Source organism: Azospirillum sp. NS33, from assembly GCF_059703765.1.
On the sequence record NZ_BAAKJB010000019.1, the window covers coordinates 50,794 to 74,401 of the forward strand.

Consider the following 23,608-nt stretch of genomic DNA (forward strand, 5'->3'; position numbering starts at 1 on the left):
CCGCGGCTGCAACGTTTGCGTTCCATGGGTGCCGGCGGCCAGCCGGACGGGCGGCACGCTGCAGCGTTCGGGGCGGGAGGCATCGGGTTCGCCGGGACGGTCTGAGGCAGGGATGATGGATATGGCACGCGATTCGGGCATGGGTGGTGGGAACGCCGAGACGATCTCCCCGCTGGACGGGGCCGGTTCCGTCCAGGTCCTGCGCCAGGCCGACCCCGCGCTCAACGCCGCCGGGCACCGGGAGGTGGCCTTCATCGACACCGCCGTGTCCGGCTGGCAGGACCTCGCCAACGGCGTGGCGCCGGGGGTCGCGGTGGTGGTGCTGGACGGCACCGGCGACGGCTTGGCGCAGATGGCGGCGTGGGCCGCGGGGAAGACCGGCTACGACGCCATCCACGTGCTGAGCCACGGGACGGAGGGAAGCCTCCGGCTGGGCACGCTGGCGCTGGACCGCGACGGCGCGGTCGCCCGGGCCGGCGACCTCGCCGCGCTGGGGGGGGCGCTTGCGCCGGGGGGCGACCTGCTGCTGTACGGCTGCGACGTGGCCGCCGGCGACGGCGGGCGGTTCGTGTCCGCGCTGGCGGAGCTGGTGGGGGCCGACGTCGCGGCGTCCACCGGCCCCACCGGGGCCGCCGCCCTGGGTGGCGACTGGCGGCTGGACGCGACGGTCGGCGACGTCGCCACCGCCGTGGCGATCACCGCGGCGGGCCAGGACCGCTTCGCGGCCGTGCTCGCCCCGACCACGTTCACGTTGGCCACGTCCGGCTCGGACACCGTGACCGGCGCGGCATCGGAAACCTTCACCGAGAACGGTTACGACCTGACCTTCACGCTGGAGCAGTACACCGACGTCAGTGGCGTCATCCTCGGGTATTATTACGGCCTCGCCCCGGGTTACACGCTGCTGGACGGAACGTCGCAAGGTGGTGCGGACACCTTGAAGATCACTGTGACGATGGTGGGCTACACCTTCGATCTGCAGTCCATCAAGATGTTCGACAGCACGACCGGCCAAACCAACCGCGCCGGCTACACCCTGACCACGAACAAGAGTGGCACCAAGACCGGGACCCTCGCGACGACCGACAATGGTATTTTTGCGCACACGGAAAACACGTTCGGCAGTGCCAACGAATTTCTGCAGATCAGCAGCTTCTCGATCGAGTTTTCCGAAGATTTCACCGGCGCCGACTCCGCCCCATGGTTCTCGCTGCAGAACCTGATCCTCGACAACATCACGGCGACGCCGCCGTCGGTCTCCTCGATCACGAGGACGACGCCGGCGACGGCGACCACCAATGCCGCCAGCGTCACCTACACGGTGACCTTCAGCCAGAGCGTCAGCGGTGTCGACGCCAGCGACTTCACGGTGACCACGACGGGCGGGGTGACGGGGGCGTCCGTCACCAACGTGACCGGCGCGGGGACGACCTGGACGGTGACGGTGGGAACCGGCAGCGGCGACGGGACGATCCGCCTCGACGTGGTCGACGACGACACCATCGTCACCGCATTGCCCACGCCGCTCGGCGGCGCGGGGGCCAACAACGGCGACTATTCGTCGGGCGAGACCTACACCCTCGACCGCACGGTGCCGACGGTGAGCGGCGTGTCGGCGACGACGGCGGACGGGGCGTACAAGGCGGGCGACACCATCGCCGTCACGGTGACGTTCACCGAGGCGGTGACGGTGACCGGCACGCCGACCCTGACCCTGGAGACCGGCACCACGGACCGCACGGCGTCCTACGCCTCGGGCAGCGGCACCGCGACCTTGACGTTCAACTACGTCGTCCAGGCGGGCGACACCGCGGCGGACCTGGACTACCTGTCGACCAACGCGCTGGCGCTGGCGGGCGGCACCATCGCCGACGCGGCGGGCAACGCGGCGACGCTGACCCTGCCCACGCCCGGGGCAACCGGGTCGCTGGGCGCGAACAAGGCCATCGTCATCGACTCCACGGCGCCCACCGTGACGGGGGTGTCGGCGACGACGGGGGACGGGGCGTACAAGACGGGCGACACCATCGCGGTGACGGTGACGTTCAGCGAGGCGGTGACGGTGACCGGCACGCCGACCCTGACCCTGGAGACCGGGACGACCGACCGCACGGCGTCCTACGCCTCGGGCAGCGGCGGTACGACCCTGACCTTCAACTACGTGGTCCAGGCGGGCGACACGGCGGCGGACCTGGACTACCTGTCGACCGGCGCGCTGGCGCTGTCGGGCGGCACCATCGCCGACGCGGCGGGCAACGCGGCGACCCTGACGCTGCCGACGCCGGGGGCATCCGGGTCGCTGGGCGCGAACAAGGCGATCGTCATCGACACCACCGCGCCGACCCTGGCGATCTCGACGGTGTCGGGCGACGACCGGATCAACGCCACCGAGGACGATTCCAGCCTGACCGTGTCGGGCACCGCGGTGGGCGCCGACGGCCGCACGGTGACGGTGAACGTCGGCGGGGTGACCAAGACCGCGACGGTCACCGCCGGCGCATGGTCGGTGTCGCTGACCAGCGGCGAGGTGCAGGGGCTGACGGAAGGGGCGGTGTCGATCACCGCCGACGTGTCGGACGCGGCGGGCAACGCGGCGACCCAGGCGACCAAGTCCATCACCTACGACAAGACCGCGCCGACGCTGGCGATCTCGACGGTGTCGGGCGACGACCGGATCAACGCGACCGAGGACGATTCCAGCCTGACCGTGTCGGGCACCGCGGTGGGAGCCGACGGCCGCACGGTGACGGTGAACGTCGGCGGGGTGGCCAAGACGGCGACGGTGACCGCCGGCGCGTGGTCGGTGTCGCTGTCCAGTGGCGAGGTGCAGGGGCTGACGGAAGGGGCGGTGTCGATCACCGCCGACGTGTCGGACGCGGCGGGCAACGCGGCGACCCAGGCGACCAAGTCCGTCACCTACGACAAGACGGTGCCGACGGTGACGGCGGTGTCGTCGCCCACGGCGGATGGCACGTACAAGGTGGGCGACACCATCGCGGTGACGGTGACGTTCAGCGAGGCGGTGACGGTGACCGGCACGCCGACCCTGACCCTGGAGACCGGGACGACCGACCGCGCGGCGTCCTACGCCTCGGGCAGCGGCACCGGGACCTTGACGTTCAACTACGTCGTCCTGGCGGGCGACACCGCGGCGGACCTGGACTACCTGTCGACGAGCGCGCTGGCGCTGTCGGGTGGCACCATCGCCGACGCGGCGGGCAACGCGGCGACGCTGACCCTGCCGACGCCGGGGGCAGCCGGGTCGCTGGGCGCGAACAAGGCGATCGCGGTCGACGCCGTGGTGCCGACGGTGACGGCGGTGTCGTCGTCGACGGCCGACGGGACCTACAAGGCAGGCGACACCATCGCGGTGACGGTGACGTTCAGCGAGGCGGTGACGGTGACAGGGACGCCGACCCTGACCCTGGAGACCGGGACGACCGACCGCACGGCGTCCTACGCCTCGGGCAGCGGCACCGGGACCCTGACGTTCAATTACGTCGTCCAGGCGGGCGACACGGCGGCGGATCTGGATTACCTGTCCACCGGCGCGCTGGCGCTGTCGGGCGGGACCATCGTCGACAGCACCGGCAACCCGGCGACCCTGACGCTGCCGACGCCGGGGGCGGCCGGGTCGCTGGGCGCCAACAAGGCGATCGTGGTCGACGCCGTGGTGCCGACGGTGACGGCGGTGTCCTCCAGCACGGCAGACGGCACGTACAAGGCGGGCGACACCGTCGTGGTGACGGTGACGTTCAGCGAGGCGGTGACGGTGACGGGGACGCCGACCCTGACCCTGGAGACGGGAACGACGGACCGCGCGGCGACCTACACGTCGGGCAGCGGCGGCGCGACGCTGAACTTCATGTACGTGGTGCAGGCGGGCGACACGGCGGCGGACCTGGACTACCTGTCGACCGGAGCGCTGGCGCTGTCGGGCGGGACGATCGTCGACAGCACGGGCAACGCGGCGACGCTGACGCTGCCCAGCCCCGGGGCGACCGGGTCGCTGGGCGAGAACAAGGCGATCGTCATCGACGCGGCCCCGCCGACGGTGACGGCGGTGTCGTCGTCGACGGCCGACGGGGCGTACAAGGCGGGCGACACCATCGCGGTGACGGTGACGTTCAGCGAGGCGGTGACGGTGACCGGCACGCCAACCCTGACCCTGGAGACGGGGACGACCGACCGCACGGCGTCCTACGCCTCGGGCAGCGGCGGCACGACCCTGACCTTCGACTATGTGGTGCAGGCGGGCGACACGGCGGCGGACCTGGACTACCTGTCGACCGGCGCGCTGGCGCTGTCGGGCGGCACCATCGCCGACGCGGCGGGCAACGCGGCGACGCTGACGCTGCCCACGCCCGGGGCGGCCGGGTCGCTGGGCGCGAACAAGGCGATCGTCATCGACACCACGTCGCCCACGGTGACGGCGGTGTCGGCGTCGACCGCCGACGGGTCTTACAAGGCGGGCGACACCATCGCCATCACCGTCACCTTCCCCCAGGCGGTGACGGTGACCGGCACGCCGACCCTGTTCCTGGAAACGGGAATAACGGATCGCACGGCGTCCTACGCCTCGGGCAGCGGCACCGGGACCCTGACCTTCAATTACGTGGTCCAGGCGGGCGACACGGCGGCGGACCTGAATTACGTGTCGACGAGCGCGCTGGCGCTGTCGGGCGGCACCATCCGCGATGCCGCCGGCAACGACGCGACCCTGACCCTGCCCACACCCGGTGCGGCCGGCTCGCTGGGGGCCAACAAGGCGATCGTCATCGACACCACGGCGCCGACCCTGGCCACCCTCTCGCCCGTGGACAACGCCACCGGCGTCGACGTTTCCGGCAACATCGTGCTGACCTTCTCCGAGGCGATGGCCAAGGGCACGGGCAGCATCACCCTCTACACCGCCGCCGACGTGCCGGTGGAAACCTTCGACGTGGCGAGCTCCGGCCGGGTCACCGTCTCCGGCACCACGGTGACCCTCGACCCGACGGCCAGCCTCGCCTATTCCAGCGGCTTCTACGTCACCGTGGCGGCGGGGGCGCTCAGCGACGCCGCCGGCAACGCGTACGCCGGGTTCACCGACAAGACGACCTTCAACTTCACCACCGGGGCCGCTCCGCCGCCGCCCGACAGCGGTGGCGGGGGCGGCTCCACCCCGACGCCGACACCCACCACCGAGACCGTGGACGGCGTGGTGGTGCAGACCGGGACGGAGACCGCCTCCGACGGCACCCAGACCGAGGTGCTCACCGTGCCCGTGGTCACCGAAACCCGGACCGAGCAGGACACGACCACCCCCAACGCCGACATCCCGCTGGTCACGGACACGACCACGGGGACGCGCACGCTGGAGGCCGCGGTGCCGGTGGGCGTGGGGTTGCGGGTAGAGACGGTCGACAGCACGCCGGCCGGCACCGAGACGGGCCTCACCGGCCTGATCCGCGCGATCCGCAGCCGCACCCAGGACCAGCCCGCCGACCAGACCGAGATGACCGGGGTCGGCGCCTCCTTCCTGGACAGCCTGCCGACCGGCGAGGAGAACCTGGTGGTGCGCACCATCGTGCCGACGACGACGCTGACGACGGCGCCCTCCTCCCCCCTGGTCATCACCGGCGACCGCACCACCGGCACCACCCATAGGCCGGTGGCCCTGGTGATCGACGCCTCCGGCCTGCCGTCGGGAACGGTGCTTCAGTTGCAGGACGTGGAGTTCGCGGCGGTGGTCGGCGCGGTGCGGGTGACCGGCGGGGCCGGCAGCCAGGTGGTGACCGGGGACAGCGCCGCCCAGTACATCGTGCTGGGAGCCGACGACGACACCCTGCGCGGCGGCGGCGGCAACGACTTCATCGGCTCGGCCGAGGGCAACGACGTGCTGTTCGGCGACGACGGGGACGACACCGTCACCGGCGGGCTCGAGAACGACACCCTCTACGGCAACAAGCAGAACGACCTGCTCTACGGCAACTTCGGCAACGACACCATCTTCGGCGGGCAGGACAGCGACACCGCCTTCGGCGGGCTGGACGCCGATGTCGCCTACGGCCAGCTCGGCGCCGATGCGCTGTACGGCAACATGGGCGCCGACACCCTGTTCGGCGGCCAGTTCGACGACACCCTGTTCGGTGGCCAGGACGGCGACCTGCTGTACGGCGGGCGGGGCAACGACGTGATCGACGGCAACCTGGGGGCGGACACCCTCTATGGCGGGCTGGGCGCCGACCGCTTCGTCTTCCGCCGTTCCTCGGAGGGCGGCGACACCATCGCCGACTTCGAGGCGGGGGTCGACGGCATCGCCGTCGTCAGCCCCAACTTCGGCAACCTTGCGACCGGCACCCTGTCGGCCCAGAACTTCGCCCTGGACAACCCGACGGGCACGGCGGCGGTGTTCGTCTTCAACACCGCCACCGGCGTCCTGTCCTTCGACGCCGACGGCACCGGCGCCGGGGCGGCGGTGACCATCGCCACCCTCGACGTGCGAAGCCTCAGCCACACCGACATCACCGTGCTGGCGGGGTAGCCGGCCGGGCGGGCGGGCACAGACGGCGCGCTCGGCTGTTTCCTCTGCAGACCCCACTGCAAAGGACACGTTCCGATGATGCGGCCGCTCCTGTTCGCCACCGCCCTGCTGCTGGCCATGCCGGCCGCCGGGCTCGCCCAATCCTGCGAGGAGGCCGTCGAGCGGATGGCGGCCGACGCCGGGATCGACCTGTCGGCCCCGGCGGACGGCGAGGCCACCCGGCCCAGCGCGCCGGCGACCAACGAGTCGCTGGGGGTCGCCGTGATGGACCACCTGGAAAAGCCGGACAGCGTGGTCCGGCCCGGCGCCGAGGGGGCGGCCGCGCCGCCGTCGGCGCCGGCGCAGACGGCGGCCGAGGAGGACGCGCGGCGCCTGCAGGCCGAAGCCATGCTGCTGGAGGCGCGCACCGCGGCCCGCGACGGGCGCGACGCCGAGTGCCGGGAGGCGCTGGCCACCGTCGAGCCTCTGCTGGCGGAGGGCGACGGCGGCCGTCCGGCCGAATGAGCGCAGGGCACGGCCGGGGGGTGACAGCGCCGCGCGCGCCGACCACATGAGCGGCATGGTCGATCCCTCCGCCCACCGTGTGCTCGCCCGGCGCAAGCGCGCCAACCTTGTCCAGTCGGCGCTGCTGCTCGGCGGGATGGCGGTCCTTCTGGTGGCGTGCGGCTGGCTGGTCGCCGGCGGGCAGGGGGTGGTGTGGGCGGGCGTCGCCGGCGCGGCCGCCACCCTGCTGGCGCCGCGGGTGTCGCCGCGGATGGTGCTCGGCCTGTTCGGCGCGCGGCGGCTGGGCCGGGTCGAGGCGCCGCGCCTCTTCGACGCGGTCTCCGCGCTCGCCGTGCGGGCCGGCCTGGAGCGGCCGCCCGACCTCTTCTATGTGCCCAGCGCCGCCCTCAACGCCTTCACCGTGGGCGGGCGCAAGGACGCGGCCATCGCGCTGACCGACGGCCTGCTCCGTGCCCTGACCCTGCGTGAACTGGGCGGCGTGCTGGCGCACGAGATCAGCCACATCCGCAACAACGACCTGACGGTCATGGGGCTCGCCGACCTCGCGGCCAGCCTCACCCGCTTCATGTCCCTGTTCGGCATGGCCTTGCTGCTGCTCAACCTGCCGCTGCTGATGATGGAGCGCGCACCGGTGCCGTGGGGGCTGGTGGCGGTGCTGACGCTGGCACCGGCGGCCGGGGCGCTGCTCCAGCTCGCCCTCTCGCGCACCCGGGAGTTCGACGCCGACCTCGACGCCGCGGCGCTGACCGGCGATCCTCTCGGCCTCGCCGCGGCCCTGCAACGCATCGAGGGCGTGCAGGGCCGGTTCTGGGAGGGTTTGGTGCTGCCGGGCCGGCGCCCCAGCGCCGATCCGTCCCTGCTGCGCACCCATCCCGCGACCGCGGAGCGGGTGGCGCGGCTGATGGAACTGCCCGGCGCCGACGCCCCGGCGGCGCACGAGCCGGACCCGGCGGTGCGGGTGGTGGCGTTGCCGATGGTCGTGCGGCGGCCGCGCCACCGCCTGCCCGGCGTCTGGTACTGAGCCCACGCGGCTGCGCGCGTGGGCTCGGCGGGCGCATCAGGTGGGCGTGCCGGGCTGGCGCAGACCGAAGAAATCCTCCTCGGTGGCGATGATGCAGGCGTGCCCGTCGTCGATCTGGATGGCCGTCCAGGTCGAGCGGTCGGGCGCCGCGAAGAGCTGCAGGGTCACGCCGCCGCGGCTCGTCGGGTTGGTCGAGGGCAGCTCCCCGAAATCCTTCACGATCAGGTTGGCGATGTCGTCGTAGGAGGGGCAGGACGCCGTCCCCTGTGCCACGAACAGGGACGCGGCGGCGATGACCGTCAGCATGTCGCACCTCGCGATGGGTGATCTCACCCCTGTCAACAGCGCAAGGGCCGGTCGGGTTGCCGGTACGCCCGAAGAGGCGCAAGGGCGCGGACGGGGTAGCGGCGTCGCTGCGGTCCGCCGCGCCCGCCCGCGTCCTCCGCGTGCGCCCGCGCGTGCGCCGCTGTCAGTGGCGGCTGGCGTCGTGGTCGCCGTGGGACCGCCGCTCCACGGTGTCGCGGCCGACGATCTTGTTGAACAGGCTGGCGTCGTCGTAGAGCAGCGCCAGCTGCGAGGATTCGAACTGGTCGAAGAAAGCGTCCCACGAGATCAGGTCCATGCCCGACGATTCATTGTGCGGCGCATCGGGAAAGGTGATGCGCAGGACGCCGAGGCCGGGGCCGTCGTCGCCGGTGCCCTTCACCACGGCCGGCTTGCCGCCGTGATCCTCGGCCCAGCGGCGGATCTCGTCATGGTCGGTGGTCGCCTTGGCCATCGCCCGTCTCCCTCATGCTGCGTTCGGGTTGCGGCCGGGTGGTCCGCGTCGGGAAGAACAGGCGGCGCTCAGGAGTTGTTGCGGCGGCTCTCGCGGGCACGGGCGTCGCTCTCCCGTTCCAGCCGGTGGCGCAGGAAGGCCAGCACCGCCGCCTCCTCCGCGCCCAGCCCCGGCAAGGAGTCGCGCAGGTCGCGCTCGACCGCGGCCTTCATGGCGTCCAGCAACTCGCCGCCGAGGTAGGCGTCCACCACCTCGGGATGGACGTAGCTCTTGCGGCAGACCGCGGTGGTGTTGCCGAGGCGTGCGGCCACGCGTTCGATGGCGCGGGTGATGTTGCGCTTGGCCTTGGCCGTGCTGTCGACGGTCTCGAACTCGGCCAGCGCCATGGCCGCCAGCACGGTCCCGGCCCAGGTGCGGAAGTCCTTGGCCGTGAAGTCCTCCCCGCTGATCCGCCGGAGGTACCCGTTGACGTCGCCCGACCCGATGGCGTGGCGCTGCCCGTCACGGTCGACGTATTGGAACAGCTCCTCGCCCGGCACGTCGCGGCTGGCCCGCACCACCCGGGCGAGCCGGCGGTCGCGCAGGCGCACGTTCCATTCCTTGCCGGATTTGCCCTTGAAGGTGAAGCGCAGCTCCGACCCGGCGATGGCGACGTGCTCGTCGTGCAGGGTGGTCAGCCCGTAGCTCCGGTTCTCCCGCGCGTAGGTCTCGTTGCCGACGCGGATCAGGGTGGTCTCGAGCAGGCGGACCACCGCCGCCAGCACCTTGTCCCGGGGCAGGCCGCGGCGTGCGAGGTCGTGGTCGACCCGCCGGCGGATGGCCGGAAGCGCGTGGCAGAACGCCAGCATGCGGCCGTATTTGGTGCCCTCGCGGGCCTCGGTCCAGCGGGGGTGGTAGCGGTACTGCTTGCGCCCGCGGGAATCGCGGCCGGTGGCCTGGAGGTGGCCGTCGGGATCGGGGCAGATCCACACCGCCCGGTAGGCCGGCGGGATTGCCAGCTTGCGGATGCGGGCCAGCGTGTCCGCCTCGGTCACCGTTCGGCCGTCCGGCCAGCGGTAGACGAATCCCTTGCCCGCCCGCCGCCGGCGGAGGCCCGGCTGCTCGTCGCTGACGTGGACGAGGCCGGCGCAGGCGGCCGCCTCCTCGGGGTCGGCGAGGACCGGGTCCTGGGGGGGAGCGGCGGCGGCGGGCGGCGGGATGGCGTCCATGGGCGGAAGGTCCGGAACAGGGTGTCTGCCGCCGTCAACGGCCGCCGCCGGCGAAGGGTTGCCCCTCGCCAGGCGGGGAGGCCCCGGTGCGGGCCGGACCGGGCGCCGCGAAACTGGTCGTTGGTAATACTTCCTTAGTCAAAGGTCGTCACCGTCGCGCCGGTGCGCCGGATCGGGTCCGGCGGCGCGTGCGGAGACCGGCATGGCGGACAGGCGTTCATGGCTGCACGGGGCGGCCCTCTACCAGATCTATCCCTTGAGCTTCCGGGACGGCAACGGCGACGGCTGGGGCGACCTGGACGGCGTGCTGGCGGGGTTGGACCACGTCGCCTCGCTGGGCGTGGACGGCGTGTGGATCTGCCCCTTCTACCCTTCGCCCCTGGCCGATTTCGGCTATGACATCGCCGACCACCGGGCCGTCGACCGCCGCATGGGCAACCTGGCGGTGTTCGACCGCCTGCTGGCGGCGGCCCACGACCGCGGCCTGAAGGTGGTGGTCGACCTGGTGTGCGGCCACACCTCTGACGAGCATCCGTGGTTCCAGGCCTCGCGGCGCTCGCGCGGGGGGCCGCACGCGGACTGGTACGTGTGGGCCGACCCGGCGCCCGACGGCACCGCGCCGAACAACTGGCTGTCGGTGTTCGGCGGCGGCGCCTGGTGCTGGGAACCGCGCCGGCGCCAGTACTACCTGCACCATTTCCTGGCCAGCCAGCCGTCCTTGAACCTGCACGACGCGGGCTGCCTGCAGGCGGTGCTCGACACCGCGGCGTTCTGGCTCGACCGCGGCGTCGACGGCTTCCGCATCGACGCGGTCGACTTCTTCGCCCATGACCCGGAGCTGCGCTCGAACCCCGCGGTGGGCTGGACGGGGGAGGCGCCGGTGAAGCCGTTCGCCCTGCAGCGCCACGTCCACGACATGCTGCACCCGTCCATCCGCAGCGTGCTGGAACGGCTGCGGGGCCTGTGCGACCGCTACGAGGGGCGGGTGCTGCTGGGCGAGCTGTCCAGCCAACCCGGCGGCGCCGCCCGCATCGCCGCCTACACCGCGCCGGGCGGTCTGCACGCCGCCTACACCCTGGGCGTCGCCAAGCAGCCGCTCTCCGCCCAGGCGTTCGCCGAGGCGCTGACCGGCGTGGCGGACCCCGGGCTGATCTGCTGGAGCCTGTCCAACCACGACGTCGAGCGGGCGGTCAGCCGCTGGCTGCCGGCGGGGGCGGAGCCGGAACGCTTCAACGCCCTGCTGGCGACCCTGTTCTGCTCGCTGCCCGGCACCGTCTGTCTCTACCAGGGGGAGGAGCTCGGCCTGCCCCAGGCGCTGCTGGCCCAGGCCGAGCTGCGCGACCCCTTCGGCAAGACCTATTGGCCGGAGTTCCAGGGGCGCGACGGCAGCCGCACGCCGCTGCCCTGGCGGGCCGAGGCCGACCATTGCGGATTCACCACCGCCGACACCCCGTGGCTGCCGGTGCCGGCGGCGCACCGGCCCCTGGCCATCGACCGCCAGGAGGCGCGGGCGGACAGCCCGCTGGCGGTGTGGCGCGCCGCCCTGGCGCTGCGCCGGGCCCATCCGGCGCTCGGCGCCGGGGAGGTCGCGGGGGTGGAGGTGGCGGGGCCGGTGCTGGCCTTCGAACGGGTCGCCGCCGGCGAGCGGGTTCTGGCGGTGTTCAACACCGCCGACGCCCCGGCCGAACTGTCCCTGAAGCACCGTCCGCGCTGCCGGGCGCTGGAGCTGCCGGGTCCCGCCGGGGCCGGCGCGGCGGCGGCCGACGGCGCCGGCCGCACCCTCGCGCTGCCGCCCTTGGGCGCCTGGCTCGGCGTGGCGGGGTAGGGGGCGCGGCCGGCACCGGGGTGCACCGCCTCCGGCCGCCCTGCAGCCGGCCGCCCTACATCAGGTAGATCGAGGCTTCCTGGAGGAACGCGATCACGCCGTCCTCGCCGAAGCAGGTCATGAGCGCGGCGGCGAACGTCGGCCGGCCGTCGTCCGCAGCCCCGTCCGGGGCGGCGGCGAGGCTGTCGATCAGGAACATCGCGACGCGTTCGATCCGGCTCGACAGCAGCTCCACCGCGCGGTCCGGCTGGTTGGCCTCGACCGCCGCCAGCAGCGCGTCGGCGTCGTGGCGCACCGATGCGAAGGGCCGTTCCAGCGCGCCGACGCTGACGCGCATCGCCATAATCTTGGCCGCCACCAGCCGGTGGGCGTCGGCCAGGAAGGGGTTTCCGCAGCGGGCGAACAGGGCCTCCTGGACGGCGCCCTCGGCGCGCACCACCGCCGCCACGTCCTCCGCCGCGGCGGAGGACGCCAGCGTTGCGGCGAGGCCGCGCAGATCGGCGGCGAGGCCGGCCCGGTCGCACGCCATGGCCAGCCGCAGCGCGGTCGACGCCAGGGTCGACCAATGGGTGCAGATCGGCGCCACCTCGTCGGCGTCGGGTGTGAAGACGAAGGTGCCGCGGTGCGGCAGAATGGTCACCAGCCCCTCGCTGCGCAGCTGCGCCAGGGCCTCGCGCACCGGCGTCTTGCTGACTTGCAGAATGCCGGCCAGCGTCTGCTCGGTCAGCGATTCGCCCGCCGCCAGGTCGCCGGAGACGATCAGCGCGCGCAGCTGATCGGTGGCCGCCTCGGTGAGCGACGGCGGCCGCGCCAGCGGCTGCACCGCCGGCCGCGTCGCGCGGTTGCCGCGCGCCTTCAGCCCGGCCAGGTGCACCGCGGTGATCCCCCTGCTTCGTTCCATCCCTCGGCCCTCCGCCACCGGCCGGCGCCCGCCCGGCCCCGGGCGGAAGTATAGGGCGGCCGGGGGCGCGCGGCAATGCGCGGCGCACTGCATTTGGCATCTGGCATGCCACATGTCGCGTGTAATATATTGCACCCCAATTGTCCGCATGGTAGGCTTTCCCCCACATCGACGATCGGTCGGGCGGTGTGATCCCTGGGAAGAGGACGCGATGAAGATCTTGGTGCCGATCGAAGGGTCCGGGCCATCCGATCACGCCGTGCGCCAGGCCATTCGCCTGGCCTGGCAGACCGGCGCCGAAATCCATCTTCTGAACGTCCGGCCGCCGCTTCCGCAGAGCATCAGCGATTTCGTCGACCCCGAGGACCGCTGCGGCTTTCATGACGAGCGGGCGCGCAACACGCTGAGCAGCGCGGTCGACCTGCTGGAATCCTCGAACATCCACTATCGCAGCGCGATGGCCGTCGGGCGTGGCCCCGCCGTCATCGCCGAATACGCCTCCGACCAGCGGTGCGGCCACATCGTCATGGCGGTCGGCGGCGGCGGCGGGCTGGCCGACCTGTTCCACCGGCGCGCCCCGCTGAAGCTGCTCAACGCGGCGGGCCTGCCGCTCACGCTGGTCAAATGACGTCACTCGAACCCGGCCGCAGGGGCCGGACGGACGGCGGCTAAGGGCGCCGCCGGGCGGGACAGGTGCAAGGACGGGCGCCCCATCGGCGGGCAGCCCCTCGCGGCGACGCCTTCGTGCCAAGGCGCGCACCGCCCCCGGCTGGCGTTCTCGCGAAACCCCAAGGGGAGGAGACTGAGACGGTCATGGAGTACGGAGACTTTCTAATGGCGTTGGTCCAGATCATCTGGATCAACATCCTTCTGAGCGGCGACAACGCGGTCGTCATCGCGCTGGCCTGCCGCTCCCTTCCGCCGCACCAGCAGAAACTGGGCATCATCCTGGGCACCGCGCCGGCGGTGGTGCTGCGCGTGGTGTTCACGATCTTCATCGTCTATCTGCTGGAGATCCCGCTGCTGAAGGTGATCGGCGGCCTGTTGCTGCTGTGGATCGCCTTCAAGCTGATGGTTCCGGAGGACGAGGGCGGCCACAACGTCCAGTCCGGCGGATCGCTGGCCTCGGCCGTCAAGACCATCGTCATCGCCGACGCGGTGATGAGCCTGGACAACGTCATCGCCATCGCCGCGGCGGCCAAGGGGGACATGGTGCTCCTGATCGTCGGCCTGGCCATCTCGATCCCGATGATCGTGTTCGGCAGCACCCTGGTTCTGAAGGCGATCAACCGCTTCCCGATCCTGGTGACCGCCGGGGCCGCCCTGCTCGGCTACATCGCCGGCGAGGTCGTGGTGACCGACCCGATGCTGCACGACTGGGTGGAGCACACCGCACCGTTCCTGCACACGGTGGCGCCGCTGCTGGGCGCGGCGGGGGTGGTCGCCATCGGCACGCTGGCCGCCCGGGCGGCCGCCCGCAAGGCCACGCACCATGCCGAAACCGAGGTGACGCTGGAGCCCGACGAGGTGCCCGGCACCCGTGCCGTGGCGGACGAGGCCGACTGACCGGCCGGCCGATCCTGAGCAGGGGGAACGGGGGGCGGCCGCGACGCGCGGCCGCCCCTTTCGCTGCCGGTCCCCCCGGCCCGGTCCCTTCGGCCGTCCGGCCCCTATCCGGTCAGCCGACGTCCTCGCGCGGCATCAGATCGTACTGGCGCCGGCAGCCGGGCTGCTCCAGCATGCGGGCGTGCCAGGCCTGCACGTTGGGATAGCCGGCCAGGTCGAGGGCCGACTCCTCGGCCAGGTCGACCAGGGGGAACGCGAAGATGTCGGCGATGGTGACCCGGCCGGCCTCGAGGAAGGCCTTGCCGGCGAGGTGGCGGTCGAACTGGCGCATCCCGGCGGCGGCGGCGCCGTCGGTGAAGGGCAGGGCGTTGGGGTCGAGGTTGAAGCGGCGGATGGCGCGGGCGCGCTGCAACGGCAGCAGGGCGTCGGCCAGCCACGACAGCCATTCCGCCAGGCGCAGCTGCTCCGCCTCGTCGTGGCCGCCGAAGCGGTTGGTGGTGGCGGCGAGGTGGGTGAGGATGGGGCCGGACTCCGCCAGGTGGAAACCGGCGTGGGCCAGCGTCGGCACCCGGCCGAAGCGGTTCATCGCCAGGTATTCCGGCGTCTTCTGCTGCCCGGCGGACAGCTCGACATGGCGGTAGGCGAAGGACTCGCCGGCCATGGACAGGAACAGCACGACGCGGGTCGCCGGCTGGGACAGGAAATTTCCGTAGACGGTAAAGGCGGCGGTCACGGTTCGGACCCTCCCTATGGCGTTCGACACGGCACGACGATGCCGGGCGCGGGGGTGGCGCGCCAGCGGAATACGCGCCCACCGGCCCCCCTCTCACTCTTTCGTGACCGCCCCACCCGAAGGGTGTGGCCGGGAACAGGGAGGGCTCCCCGGGGTTGTCCATACACCCACGCATGGACATGACACCGGAGCACGGCCCGATGCCGTCGTCGCACCAGACCTATGCCGAATCCGGCCTCGCCGGCCACGCCTTCCCGCCGCGCCGCGCCGCCGTCTGGCGCTCCGTGGCGGCCCGCCTGCGCCCGGCGTTCGTGGTGGGGGCGGTGGCGGCGGTGCTGGCCGGCCATGCCGCGGTCCCCGACGACGGGGCGGCTGCGCTGGCGTGGCTTCTCGCGGCCGCCGTGGCGCTCGGCCTCGTCGCGGCGGTGCTGTGGGGCGGCGCACCGATGGCCGGATCCGGCGCGGCCGGCCCCGACCGCGCGCCGGCCCCGACCGCCGCGGTGGCGCTCGCGGTGGCCGGCGCGCTGACCGTGCTGGCCGGTGCGGCGGCCGCTCAGGTGTCGGCCATGGCGGGCATGACGGCGCTTCTCACGGGCGCCGCCGCCGCGGCGCTGGCCGGCGGGCTCGGCCGGCGGCCCTGGGCCGGGCCGCCCGTGGCGGGCGCGGCCCTGGCCGGCCTCCACCTGCTGGGGGCCGAGGGCGGCATGGCGGGCTCCGCCGCCGCACCCGCCGTCGCCCTGGCGCCGTTCTGCTACGGCGCGGCCTTCGCCGTGCTGGCCCGCGGCGGCGCCTGGGCCGGCGACCGCCGGCCGGCCTACCTCGCCCTGGCGCTGGTGCTCGCCGCCATCCTGCTGCCGGTCACCTTCGGTTGGGATGCCCACTACGCCGGCCTGTCGGCCCTGCCGTTCGCGCTGATTCTGGCCTGGCAGGTTCTGCCCGACGCATTGTGGGCGGCGTCGGACCCGCGCCCGGGCCCGGTGCGCACGGCGCTGTCCACGGCCGGCATCGCCGTTCCGGCCCTGGCCGCCGCGGTGATGGCCGGCTTCGCCGGGCTGCTGGCCGGGTTGTCCATCCTGGCGCTGATGCCGGTGGCGGGCCTGCTGGACCGGCTGTGGAGCGGCGACCGCTGAGCGGGCCGCCGGGCCGCCGGGGCGGGATCGCCGGCGCGGCTCAGGGGGCGCCGGTGCCGACCCCGTCGACCGGGCTGAGATGGGTGACCAGCCCGGTGTCGGCGGTCCACAGGTGAAGCGCCACGAACGGCGGTTCCGGCGTGCGGCGGAAGGCCGCCCCGGGGCGCAGGTCGAGCGCGAACTGCGGCGCGGTGGCGGGAGCGACGAAGGCGGTGGTGCCGGCCCAGCCGGCGACGATCGGCCGGTGGGCATGGCCGCAGACGATCCCGACGATGTGGCCGGCGTGCCGGCGCACCAGCGCGCCCAGCGCCGCCGCGCCGCCGCAGCCCATGGTGTCGATGGCGAGGCCGGTGGTGAAGGGCGGGTGGTGCATGGCGAGCAGCGTCGGGCGCTGCGGCTCCTCGCCCAGGCGTTCGGCGATCCAGGCAAGGCGCCGCTCGCACAGCTCGCCCTCGGGCCGCCCCGGCTTCTGGGTGTCGAGCATCAGCACCCGCAGCGGGCCGGCTTCCACCACGTGGTGCAGGAACGCGCCGTCCATCGGCAGCCCGCACCGGGCACCCAGGACGCGGCGCAGCGCGGCGCGGTCGTCGTGGTTGCCGGGCAGCACGCGGAGCGGCAGGCGCAGCGGCGCGAGGAGGGCGTCCAGCATCTCGTACTCGCCGGGCTGCGGCGTGTTGGCGAGGTCGCCGGTGACCAGCACCAGATCGGGGCGCGGGTCGAGGGCGTTGAGGTGCGCGACCGTGGCGGCGAGCCGGGCGTTGGTGCCAGCCGCCCCGGTCCCGGCTGCCCCGGACCCGGGCGCCCCGGAGCCGGTCGTGGCGGGCGCCGCCGGGTCGTGCGGGGCGACGTGGAGGTCGGTGATCTGCGCGATCAGCATGAGGCGGCCTTCGCGGCGGAGGGGGCGGACCGTCCGGCGGCCAGCAGGGTGTCGGCCGCCGCGGGGGTGTCGCGGCGGGACGCCAGGGGCCAGGCGATCGCGCGCTCACGGGCGACCGCCAGGGTGCGCTCCCGGGGCGGGCCGTTCAACCGGTCATAGGCCCGCACGGCGTGGTCGGCCCCGGTCAACCCGGTCCGCAGGACATGCAGCGGGTAGGTCAGCATCCAGTGCTCCTCGACGGCGAGTCCCCGCGCCGCCACCTCGACCACCTCCCGGCACAGGCGCTTCAGGGCGATGCCGCCGGCGCTGCCGTCCAGCCCGTCGCGGATCGCCGCGGCGCGCAAGGCCGGCACGGCGCCCCACGGGACGCTGCGGGCGAGCCGCGCCGCCTCGTCCAGGTTGCGCAGCAGCCCGGCCTGGAGCGCGCTCGGGGCGATCACCACCGAGCGGGCGACGCGGCCGTCGGCCAGCCCGGCCATCGCCCGGTCCGGGAAGTTGGCTCCGCTCGCCCGGCCCTCGATGTAGCAGGCGCTCAGCCTGGCGCCGAACAGCGTCTCCAGTGGCGCCGGGCCGTGCCAGGCGTCCAGGAACTCCTCGGTGGCGAAGGGGGCGTCGGAGAAGCGGAAGCGGATGCGCGCATCGAGGAAGCTGGCGAACTGGAGGAACTCCAGGTGGTGCATGGCCGGCACCACCTCCACCGCGCGGTGGGTGACGATGTGGCGGCCGGTCCAGCGCGGGTGCGCCAGGAAGCGCAGCAGGTCCGGCGCCGCGTCGATGTGATAGAGGTCGGACAGCGTCTTGTAGGCGTGGTGCGGGGTGAGCGGCACGCACTGCATCGCCGTGCCCGGCCCGAACATCCAGCGGACGTGGTCCCGCAGATCGCGGAAGGGCGCCGGCGGCAGGGTGTGCAGCGTGCGGTCCCCGGGGAACGCCGCCCCGGCGAACATGCGCGGCCAGAGGGTCAGCCGGTTCTCCTTGCGGGCGGTGAGCCGCCCGCCCTCGAAGGGGCTGTTCGCGAACAGGGCGATGAAGGCCGGGGCGAGCGCCAGCACGGTGTTCAGCGCCGACACCGCGGTGTCGCAGGACACGCTGGTCGAGGGGCTGTTCTGGGCCTTGGCGTCGATTCCCGCGGCGTGATCCCAGCCACGGGTGTCGGTCCAGTAGTCGTAGATCGGTTTGGGTGCCCGGGTTGCCAGGTAGCGTGTGCGGTCGTCCGGGGCGCAGGGATGCTCGGCCAGGTTCAGGATCGTCGCGCCCTCCCCGGCCAGCGCGGTGCAGACGGCGTCCAGTTCCCGGCACACCCGGCGGTCCAGCTCGACCAGGTTGGCGTGGCCCGCCGGCACCGGGCCGATGGCGCTTTCCAGGTTGTTGAACCCGTTGTCGATGGAACTGACGACGCCGTCCGTCCGCACCGCGACGGGGCGCCCGCCGGCGCATTCCAGTTGCGCGGCGCCCTCCCGCGCCGTCTTGAGGGCGTGGAGCGCGGGCAGGAAGGGGCCGACGGCGTGCGAGGCGCCGGTGGCCCCGTCGGCGACGGCCATCTCCATTTCGAGACCGATCATGGCGGTCGCGGGGTCGCCGGTCACGACGCACCGGATCCGGCGCCGGCGGCGAGGTCGGGGGTGGGGTCGCCGTCGGCGCGGGAGCGGAACGGGCGTTCGCTGGCGACCACGATGAACAGCACGGTGGCGGCGAGATAGATGACCCCGGTGACCGCCAGCCCGACCTCCATGCCGACCGCGGTGAACAGCGCCCCGACGATCAGGGGGCCCAGCATCTGGCCCATCTTGTCGGCGGCGCGCTGGACCCCCATCGCCTTGCCGGCGCCGAACGCCTGGACGGTCCGAAGGCGCAGGGCGAAGGCCGACTGCGCGCTGCCCGCCAGACAGGCGGCCAGGCCGAGCAGGAAGACGGCCAGCACCATGGCGCTCATGCCCTGGTCGACGTAGAGCCATGCCAGCCCGGTCCCCCCGACCAGCCCGCCAGCGGCGATGAACGGCTTCTTGCGCCGCGTCCGGTCGACGGCACGGGCGACCAGGGGGGCGATGTAGATGACCGAGAGGCCGTAGATCATCAGGATACGGCCGATGTTGGACTGGTTCACCTGCTGCTCGGCCAGGTAGATCGGCAGGGCGTAGTAGAGCAAGCCGACCTGGGCGATGGAGAAGGGGATGACGCTGAACAGCATGACCGCGACGAAGTTGCGGTCGCCGAGCACGGACCGCAGGCCGCGGCGCGACCCGCCGGGGGCGGCCTCGGACGGGCCGCTCACGGTGCTGGTGCCGGGGTCCGGGGCGTGCATGAGCGGGCGCATGAAGGCGAAGGCGAACAGCAGCGGGACCGTCATCGCCCCGGCCGACACCAGGAAGACGAAGGAGAACCCCATCTGCTCCGCCATCATCGCGCCGATCGCCGTGCCGCAGATGTGGCCGGCGAAGATGCCCGCCACCAGGTTGGAGATGCCGCGCGCCCGGGTGTGCAGGGTGCTGTACTGGAACACGAACCCCTGGATGCCCATCCAGGCGAGGCCGTAGCCCAGGCCGACGACGCCGCGGCACAGCACGAACGCGATCGCCGAATCGACGGTTCCCGCCAGCAGGGCGCCGGCGATGCTGACGACGACCCCGGCCAGGAACGGCACGTGCCAGCCCCGCCGATCGGTCAGCGCGCCGGCGAGCAGGGCGGCGAACAGGGCGCACAGCATCTCCAGCGAGATCGGCAGCGCCATGGCCATGCTGGCGGGCAGGCCGGCGATCGGTTCGTAGAGCTGGCGCATCTGCAGCGGCACGAAGGACAGCGGCAGCGCCCACGCGAGCAGGAAGGAAAAGACGGCCGGGCGGGCCAGCAGATGGCGCGATGCCGGGTCGTCGGCACCGTGGCCGCCCAGGGTGCGCCGCACCAGCACCGTCAGCAGGATCGACAGCTCGAACACCGCGAGCGCCGACAGCAGCGCCAGCGTGCCGGCGTCGAACATGCGCTGGCGCACCCCCGCGCCGATCCGTTCCGGCGACAGGTGGATCTCGATGAAGCCCGCGACGCTGCGGCTGCCGTCGCCGGCGACGCGGTGCAGCGGCAACACCACCTGGAACTCGGACTCCGCGTCCGCGGCCTGGTCCGTGTCCGTGTCCGTGTCCGCGGGCGGGACGCCGGGCGCGGCGACCCGGCCCGACTGGTCCACCCGGTACAGCAGGGAGCGGTCGGCGTCGCGGATCTCGATGTCGGCGATCTCCGGCACGCTCTGCACGATGCGATGGAAATGGTCCTCGATCCGCACCAGGCTGGTGATCTTGATGCCCTTGCCGAGGATGCTCTCGATGTCGCGCCGCACCAGATCGGTCAGGCGGCCGGCGTTGCTGCGGGTGACGGACACGTACTGGTCGCGGAAGTTCTGCACCGTCTCGAACGAGTAGTACGCCTGCGCCGCCACGATGGCGATGATCGGGACGGCGTAGAGCCGCGCCCCGTGCAGCCGGCTGCGATCGCCGCCGCCCACCAGCGCGAAGTGCAGCAGCATGATCGCCATGGCCGCGGCGGTGCTCACGCCCAGCACGTTCAGGTTGTCGACGAGGGCGCCCTCGAACCGCTCGCGCACGAGCGAGTCCGGGAAGGACAGCGTCAGCATGCCGGCCAGCGTGCCGCCCTTGCCGCGGATGGCGAAGACCGCAAGATGCTCCTCGCCCTCCTCCTCCATCACGAAGCTCTCGCCGCTGGCGAAGGCCTGCCGGGCGACGCCCAGGGCGCGGCCGATCGGCCGCGCGGTGGCCGCGGAGTGGTAGGTCTGGGTGCCGTCGGGCAGGGCCAGCACGACGTCGTCGATCTCCGGCAGGGCGCTGCGGATGTCGTCGGCGACCTTCTGCATGCCGTAGAACGCCTCGATCGGCTTGCCGAAGCGGACCGCCCCCTCGACCTTCAGCGCGCCGTTGCTGCCGGCCACCTTGATGCCCGCGACCAGCGACTGGAAATAGATCTTGTGAAGCGACGCCAGGGACAGGCCGCCGTTCAGCGCCTGGGCGACGATCAGAATCAGAATGCTGCCGAGGAGGACCTTCCACAAGCCTCCGCCCGCGCGCCGTGCCATCGTCGCTCCCACCTTGCCAGAACCCCGTCCCGCTCCGCCCCCGGGATCGTCGTCCGCGGTGCCGGCGGTCGGCGGTGCCCGCGGTCCGCGGCACGAACGGATGTTCCCGTCCCGGCTGCAAACAAACGGTGCCGTTGCGAGCACCTTATGCAATCATGCCTGCAATAGCACGGTCGCAATCGATTCGGAAGACAGGTGCGTGTTACGCTCCTGAAACAAAGGTGCCGGAAAATATTGCGCTCCGAAGTGGCCTATCGACGAAAAGGCGGTGTAGGCTGGGCGCGGTTAGTTGGTGCGACGCGGGCGCGCGGGCCTGGTGGAGCGGGGAGCCTGGGATGGATGCGGTTCGAAACGGGGGCAGCGCATGGCTGCGGTGCTGAATTCGCTCAAGGCGAAGGTCTTCCTGCTGGTCATCGTGCTGCTGGGCATCGTCGCGGCGACGGTGATGACGCTGAGCAAACGCGACGTCGAGCACGCGATGCTGGAGTCCGAGGTGGAGGCGGCCCAGAACGTCGTGACGCTGGTCAAGCGTGACATCACCAACCGCTACCGCGGCTTGCTGATGGAGAAGGTCCGCACCATCACCGCGGGCAAGGAGCACCTGCGCCAGACCAGCGGCGTGATCCAGGCCGCGCTGGAGCACTTCGCCGCCCTGGCCGATGCCGGCACGCTGAGCGAGGATCGGGCGCGCACCGCCGCGCTGGCCTGGATGGCCGCCCTGCGCCTGGACGAGAACGTCCGGCAGTACGTGCTGGTCATCGACGCCGACGGCCACGCCGCCGCCCATCCCGATCCGGCCATGGTCGGCCAGGACCTGGGCGGGTTCACCGACTACAAGGGGCGCAGCCTGGTGGACACGGTGCGCACCGAAACCGAGCGCTACCGCGAAACCTTCGCCACCTACCGCGTGCTGGAGGCCGGTGCGGACAGGCCGGTCGCCAAGTTCGGCCACTTCTTCCGGTTCGCACGCTGGGACTGGATCGTCGGCACGGTCAACGACATCCGCGACGTGGAAAACGACGTGCGGCGCAAGATCGACGCCTTCGTCGAGGATCTGCGCGACAGCATGCCGGCGATCCGGGTGGCGCGCACCGGCTATGTCTTCATCTTCGACGGGTCGGACAAGGTGGTCGTGCCGCCGCGCGGGGATCCCGGCATCATCGCCGGGCGCAACCCGCTGACGGGAAACCGGCTGCTCGACGACCTCAAGGCGGCGGCGACGGAGGCCGGCGCCACGTCGGTGTTCCATATCGGTCCGAACGACGAACCGATGGAATCCCATGCCTCGTACTTCAAGGCGCTGGACTGGTACGTGGTGGCGACCACCTCGACCGAGGAGATCGGCCGCCCCGCGCGCCTGCTGATCGCCCGTCAGGGCGGCATCTTCGCGGTCGTTCTGCTGGTCAGCGCCGGCCTCGGCTATCTCTATGCGGCGCGCCTGTCGCGGCCGCTGGTGACGCTGACCCGCTACGCCAACGACCTCTCCACCCAGGACTTCTCCGCGCCGGCGGCGGGCGAGACGGGCCGCTCGATCGCCGACCTGCCACGGCGCCACCGCGACGAGGTGGGGCGTCTCGCCAAGGCCTTCGTCTACATGGAGACCTCGCTGCGCAGCAACGTCCGCCTGCTGATGGACGCCACGGCGGCGCGCCAGCGCATCGAGAGCGAACTGACCATCGCCCGCGACATCCAGATCGGCCTGCTGCCCAAGATCTTTCCCGAACCGCCGGAATCCCACGGCTTCGAACTCTATTCGACGCTGCATTCGGCCAAGGAGGTGGGCGGCGATCTCTACGACTTCTACTTCCTCGACCCGCACCACCTGTGCCTGACGGTCGGCGACGTGTCGGGCAAGGGGGTTCCGGCGGCGCTGTTCATGGCCGTGACCAAGACCCTGATCAAGGTGGTGGCCGACCGGGTTTGGGAACCCGCAGAGATCCTCGCCCAGGTCAACGACGAGTTGTCGCGCGACAACCCGAACATGATGTTCGTGACTCTGGTGATCGGCATCCTGGACGTGCGCACCGGGGTCATCCGCTACGCCAGCGCCGGCCACAACCCGCCCCTGCTGATCGCCGGCGGCGGCGTGCACTACCTGAAGGACGCCAGCCCGGGCATGGCGTGCGGCATCATGGAGGGCATCCCCTACGGAACCGCCACGGTGACCCTGGCCCCCGGCGACACGCTGCTGCTCTACACCGACGGCGTCACCGAGGCGATGGACCCGGACGACGAGCAGTATTCCGACGGGGCGCTGCTCGATCTCGCCCGCGACCGGCTGGCCGGGCGCCCGGCGCGGGAGATCGTCGACGCGGTGGTGGCCAGCGTCGGCGCCCACGCCAACGGGGCCGAGCAGTCCGACGACATCACCGTGCTGGCGCTCCGCTACTATGGGCTGCCGTCCGACGGGGACCCTGCCGGTGCCGCGCCCGAGCCCGCTTCGGCCAGCAAAGAGGATTAG

At 72.6% G+C, this 23,608-nt stretch carries 16 protein-coding genes; 8 read left to right on the forward strand and 8 right to left on the reverse strand.

What is annotated here, in order from left to right; genetic code table 11:
* Positions 1-121 precede the first annotated feature (121 nt).
* The 3 genes from AC6H2I_RS17455 to AC6H2I_RS17465 all read left to right on the forward strand — a co-directional run bounded on the left by AC6H2I_RS17455 (position 122) and on the right by AC6H2I_RS17465 (position 8,051).
* Positions 122-6,526 (forward strand): DUF4347 domain-containing protein, encoded by a 6,405-nt coding sequence (locus AC6H2I_RS17455; protein ID WP_497501955.1) that lies wholly within the window; start codon positions 122-124, stop codon positions 6,524-6,526.
* 75 nt (positions 6,527-6,601) lie between these two features.
* Positions 6,602-7,030, forward strand: coding sequence for a hypothetical protein (locus AC6H2I_RS17460; RefSeq protein WP_497501956.1), 429 nt, complete (start codon positions 6,602-6,604; stop codon positions 7,028-7,030).
* Between the two features lie 55 nt (positions 7,031-7,085).
* Positions 7,086-8,051, forward strand: a complete 966-nt coding sequence (locus AC6H2I_RS17465; protein WP_497501957.1) for a zinc metalloprotease HtpX — start codon at positions 7,086-7,088, stop codon at positions 8,049-8,051.
* A 36-nt stretch (positions 8,052-8,087) separates the two neighbouring features.
* On the opposite strand, the gene AC6H2I_RS17470 is transcribed toward AC6H2I_RS17465, so the two are convergent.
* The 3 genes from AC6H2I_RS17470 to AC6H2I_RS17480 all read right to left on the reverse strand — a co-directional run bounded on the left by AC6H2I_RS17470 (position 8,088) and on the right by AC6H2I_RS17480 (position 10,037).
* On the reverse strand, positions 8,088-8,357 hold the full coding sequence (locus tag AC6H2I_RS17470; protein ID WP_497501958.1) for a hypothetical protein: 270 nt from the start codon (positions 8,355-8,357) through the stop codon (positions 8,088-8,090).
* A gap of 163 nt (positions 8,358-8,520) precedes the next feature.
* Positions 8,521-8,829: a hypothetical protein gene (locus AC6H2I_RS17475; protein ID WP_497501959.1), complete on the reverse strand. Its 309-nt coding sequence runs from the start codon at positions 8,827-8,829 to the stop codon at positions 8,521-8,523.
* 68 nt (positions 8,830-8,897) lie between these two features.
* Entirely contained in the window at positions 8,898-10,037 is a 1,140-nt protein-coding gene (locus tag AC6H2I_RS17480; RefSeq protein WP_497501960.1) for a DNA topoisomerase IB, read from the reverse strand.
* A 202-nt stretch (positions 10,038-10,239) separates the two neighbouring features.
* Here AC6H2I_RS17480 and AC6H2I_RS17485 point away from each other — a divergent pair, with 202 nt between their 5' ends.
* Positions 10,240-11,862 (forward strand): alpha-glucosidase, encoded by a 1,623-nt coding sequence (locus AC6H2I_RS17485; RefSeq protein WP_497501961.1) that lies wholly within the window; start codon positions 10,240-10,242, stop codon positions 11,860-11,862.
* A gap of 55 nt (positions 11,863-11,917) precedes the next feature.
* Here the strand turns inward: AC6H2I_RS17485 and AC6H2I_RS17490 are convergent, their stop codons facing one another.
* Positions 11,918-12,763, reverse strand: coding sequence for a GntR family transcriptional regulator (locus AC6H2I_RS17490; RefSeq protein ID WP_497501962.1), 846 nt, complete (start codon positions 12,761-12,763; stop codon positions 11,918-11,920).
* A gap of 211 nt (positions 12,764-12,974) precedes the next feature.
* Here AC6H2I_RS17490 and AC6H2I_RS17495 point away from each other — a divergent pair, with 211 nt between their 5' ends.
* Entirely contained in the window at positions 12,975-13,391 is a 417-nt protein-coding gene (locus AC6H2I_RS17495; protein ID WP_497501963.1) for a universal stress protein, read from the forward strand.
* A 206-nt stretch (positions 13,392-13,597) separates the two neighbouring features.
* A complete protein-coding gene (locus tag AC6H2I_RS17500; RefSeq protein WP_497501964.1) occupies positions 13,598-14,329 on the forward strand; it encodes a TerC family protein in 732 nt (243 codons plus the stop codon).
* A 112-nt stretch (positions 14,330-14,441) separates the two neighbouring features.
* On the opposite strand, the gene AC6H2I_RS17505 is transcribed toward AC6H2I_RS17500, so the two are convergent.
* Positions 14,442-15,062, reverse strand: a complete 621-nt coding sequence (locus AC6H2I_RS17505; protein WP_497501965.1) for a glutathione S-transferase family protein — start codon at positions 15,060-15,062, stop codon at positions 14,442-14,444.
* A gap of 200 nt (positions 15,063-15,262) precedes the next feature.
* Here AC6H2I_RS17505 and AC6H2I_RS17510 point away from each other — a divergent pair, with 200 nt between their 5' ends.
* On the forward strand, positions 15,263-16,192 hold the full coding sequence (locus AC6H2I_RS17510; RefSeq protein ID WP_497501966.1) for a UbiA prenyltransferase family protein: 930 nt from the start codon (positions 15,263-15,265) through the stop codon (positions 16,190-16,192).
* A gap of 40 nt (positions 16,193-16,232) precedes the next feature.
* Here AC6H2I_RS17510 and AC6H2I_RS17515 read toward each other — a convergent pair whose 3' ends face one another.
* From AC6H2I_RS17515 to AC6H2I_RS17525, 3 genes are read right to left on the reverse strand one after another with little or no spacing between them, the layout of a single operon-like run.
* On the reverse strand, positions 16,233-17,069 hold the full coding sequence (locus tag AC6H2I_RS17515) for a metallophosphoesterase (protein WP_497501967.1): 837 nt from the start codon (positions 17,067-17,069) through the stop codon (positions 16,233-16,235).
* Positions 17,063-18,655: a glutamate-cysteine ligase family protein gene (locus tag AC6H2I_RS17520; RefSeq protein WP_497501968.1), complete on the reverse strand. Its 1,593-nt coding sequence runs from the start codon at positions 18,653-18,655 to the stop codon at positions 17,063-17,065. Before AC6H2I_RS17520 ends, AC6H2I_RS17515 begins: the two co-directional genes overlap by 7 nt.
* Entirely contained in the window at positions 18,652-21,147 is a 2,496-nt protein-coding gene (locus AC6H2I_RS17525) for an MFS transporter (RefSeq protein ID WP_497501969.1), read from the reverse strand. The genes AC6H2I_RS17520 and AC6H2I_RS17525 overlap by 4 nt, the downstream gene beginning before the upstream one ends.
* A gap of 364 nt (positions 21,148-21,511) precedes the next feature.
* Here AC6H2I_RS17525 and AC6H2I_RS17530 point away from each other — a divergent pair, with 364 nt between their 5' ends.
* On the forward strand, positions 21,512-23,608 hold the full coding sequence (locus AC6H2I_RS17530; protein ID WP_497501970.1) for a SpoIIE family protein phosphatase: 2,097 nt from the start codon (positions 21,512-21,514) through the stop codon (positions 23,606-23,608).

Excerpts from the sequence above, each read along its gene's own strand:
- AC6H2I_RS17495 (WP_497501963.1), top strand. The coding sequence starts at position 12,975 with ATGAAGATCTTGGTGCCGATCGAAGGGTCCGGGCCATCCGATCACGCC.
- AC6H2I_RS17460 (WP_497501956.1), top strand. The coding sequence starts at position 6,602 with ATGATGCGGCCGCTCCTGTTCGCCACCGCCCTGCTGCTGGCCATGCCG.
- AC6H2I_RS17500 (WP_497501964.1), top strand. The coding sequence starts at position 13,598 with ATGGCGTTGGTCCAGATCATCTGGATCAACATCCTTCTGAGCGGCGAC.
- AC6H2I_RS17490 (WP_497501962.1), bottom strand. The coding sequence starts at position 12,763 with ATGGAACGAAGCAGGGGGATCACCGCGGTGCACCTGGCCGGGCTGAAG.
- AC6H2I_RS17485 (WP_497501961.1), top strand. The coding sequence starts at position 10,240 with ATGGCGGACAGGCGTTCATGGCTGCACGGGGCGGCCCTCTACCAGATC.
- AC6H2I_RS17470 (WP_497501958.1), bottom strand. The coding sequence starts at position 8,357 with ATGCTGACGGTCATCGCCGCCGCGTCCCTGTTCGTGGCACAGGGGACG.
- AC6H2I_RS17465 (WP_497501957.1), top strand. The coding sequence starts at position 7,086 with ATGGTCGATCCCTCCGCCCACCGTGTGCTCGCCCGGCGCAAGCGCGCC.
- AC6H2I_RS17475 (WP_497501959.1), bottom strand. The coding sequence starts at position 8,829 with ATGGCCAAGGCGACCACCGACCATGACGAGATCCGCCGCTGGGCCGAG.
- AC6H2I_RS17525 (WP_497501969.1), bottom strand. The coding sequence starts at position 21,147 with ATGGCACGGCGCGCGGGCGGAGGCTTGTGGAAGGTCCTCCTCGGCAGC.
- AC6H2I_RS17530 (WP_497501970.1), top strand. The coding sequence starts at position 21,512 with ATGGCTGCGGTGCTGAATTCGCTCAAGGCGAAGGTCTTCCTGCTGGTC.
- AC6H2I_RS17455 (WP_497501955.1), top strand. The coding sequence starts at position 122 with ATGGCACGCGATTCGGGCATGGGTGGTGGGAACGCCGAGACGATCTCC.
- AC6H2I_RS17480 (WP_497501960.1), bottom strand. The coding sequence starts at position 10,037 with ATGGACGCCATCCCGCCGCCCGCCGCCGCCGCTCCCCCCCAGGACCCG.
- AC6H2I_RS17510 (WP_497501966.1), top strand. The coding sequence starts at position 15,263 with ATGCCGTCGTCGCACCAGACCTATGCCGAATCCGGCCTCGCCGGCCAC.
- AC6H2I_RS17515 (WP_497501967.1), bottom strand. The coding sequence starts at position 17,069 with ATGCTGATCGCGCAGATCACCGACCTCCACGTCGCCCCGCACGACCCG.